This is a genomic window from Myxococcus vastator (genome assembly GCF_010894475.1).
Classification (GTDB): Bacteria; Myxococcota; Myxococcia; order Myxococcales; family Myxococcaceae; genus Myxococcus; species Myxococcus vastator.
Window position 1 is genome coordinate 1 of the sequence record NZ_JAAIYB010000784.1, and the last position, 1879, is coordinate 1879.

The 1879-nt window shown below is 71.4% G+C and carries 2 protein-coding genes and 1 pseudogene; 2 read left to right on the top strand and 1 reads right to left on the bottom strand.

What is annotated here, in order from left to right; genetic code table 11:
- A pseudogene (locus G4D87_RS37215) lies at positions 1-250 on the top strand (zinc ribbon domain-containing protein); the annotation flags it as partial.
- Between the two features lie 13 nt (positions 251-263).
- Positions 264-1226 carry a hypothetical protein gene (locus tag G4D87_RS37220; protein ID WP_163787511.1) on the top strand — a complete coding sequence of 321 codons (963 nt, stop codon included), beginning with the start codon at positions 264-266 and terminating at the stop codon, positions 1224-1226.
- A 50-nt stretch (positions 1227-1276) separates the two neighbouring features.
- On the opposite strand, the gene G4D87_RS37225 is transcribed toward G4D87_RS37220, so the two are convergent.
- A complete protein-coding gene (locus G4D87_RS37225) occupies positions 1277-1858 on the bottom strand; it encodes a Maf family protein (RefSeq protein ID WP_163787512.1) in 582 nt (193 codons plus the stop codon).
- Positions 1859-1879: the final 21 nt, after the last annotated feature.

The following is a 1879-nucleotide window of genomic DNA, read 5'->3' on the forward strand; positions in this document are numbered from 1 at the left end:
CTGCAAGGGACTGCTCCAGGCGCTGGGCGGCACGTTAGGACAGGCGCTGTCATTGCCCGCGCCTCCGGCGTTGGGGAGCAAGGCCACCGTGCATCCGCTGCGCACGCCGGGGGGCGCGGAGGGCACGCTGGCGTGCGGGGTGCTGGCGGACGGGCGGCTCGTGGGGCTGGCGGTGGTGGCCGCCCAGGCGAGTGGCGGCGCGGACGAGGTGGCCTTCACGACGGTGGGCGCGGGACTCACGTTGCAGTAAGGGGCTCGTCGCCATGAACGTCCAGGTCCTCTTTCACGACAGCTGCTTCGACGGCGCCGCGAGCGCGGCCGTGTTCTCCCGCTTCTATCGGGAGCGCATCCGGCCGGACGCGGCCTTCCGGTACCTCGGCCTGAACCACAAGCCGGGCGCCGAGGGCATCGACCCGGCGGTGTTCACCGGCGAGGAGAACGTCATCGTCGACTTCCGCTACAGCCAGGACGCGCGGCTCACGTGGTGGTTCGACCACCACGCCTCCGCCTTCCAGCAGCCGGGGGACGAGGCGCACTTCCGCGCGGACACCAGCGGGCGCAAGTTTCACGACGGGCACCGCAAGAGCTGCACGAAGTACCTGGCGGACGTGGCCCGGGAGCGCTTCGGCTGGGATGCGTCGCCCCTGTCGGACCTCATCCACTGGGCGGAAATCATCGACGGGGCGCAGTTCCCCTCGCCGCAAATGGCGGTGGCGCTGGAGGAGCCCGCGCTGCGCATCATGACGGTGCTGGAGGCCAACAAGGACCCGGGCCTCATCCCCGAGGTCATCCGCCGCATGCAGTCCGAGTCGCTGGCGGACATCGCCGCCTCGCCGCTCATCGCCACGCCGCTGGCGCCGCTGCTGGCGCGCCACCAGGCGAACATCGAGCTGGTGCGTGCCCAGGCGCGCTACGAGCGCGGCGTCGTCTTCTTCGACCTCGTGGATGAAGGCGTGGACAGCCTCAACAAGTTCATCGCCTACGCCCTCTATCCGGACGCGCGCTACACGCTGTGGGTGGGGAAGGGTGCTTCGCGGGCCAAGGTGTCCATCGGCTCCAACCCGTGGAAGCCGGAGCTGCGGCGGCACGACTTGTCCGCCATCGCCGGGCGCTACGGCGGAGGCGGGCACCCGGTGGTGGCCGCGGTGAGCTTCAAGGCGGACCAGTCCGACAAGGCGCGCGCCGCCTACGCGGAGATTCTCGCGGAGCTGTCCTCCGACGCGTGACGGCGCGGAGCGCGGGCCCTGAGCGCGACGAAGCGGCCTGCCGTCCGGCGTCAGCGGCGCTCGAAGAAGCGGAAGCCCGCCTGCCGCAGCAGCCGCACCACCGTCACCATGGGCAGGCCCTGCACGTTGGCGCGGTCGCCGTCGAGCCGCTCCAACAGGGCCTGTCCGGCCTCCTCCACGCGGTAGCTGCCGCAGCAGCCCTCCCATTCGTTCAGGTCGAGGTAGCGCTCCAGCTCCTCGTCCCCAACCCGGTAGAAGGTCAGCCGCGCCGTCTCCACGGCTTCGTGCGCCTCACCGCCGGGCCCCACCAGACACACCCCGGTGTGGATGGCGTGGGTGGTGCCCACCAGCTTGCGCAGTTGCTCCCGAGCCGCGCTCCGGTCCACGGGCTTGGAGAGGACTTCGCCCGCCACCTCGACGAGCTGGTCCGCGCCCAGCACCCAGGCCTCCGGGTGCCGCTGCTGCACCGCGCGGGCCTTGCGCGACGCGAGCTCCCGCACGGCCTCCGTCGCCGACAGGTGGGGTGCCACCACCTCGTCCACGCCGGGGGCCTCGGCGCGATAGGGAAGCCTCAGTCCATCCATCAGGGCCCGCCGAGCGCTCGACGTGGAGGCCAGAATCAATTCGCTCATGGGATGGGCAACCTAGTGCAG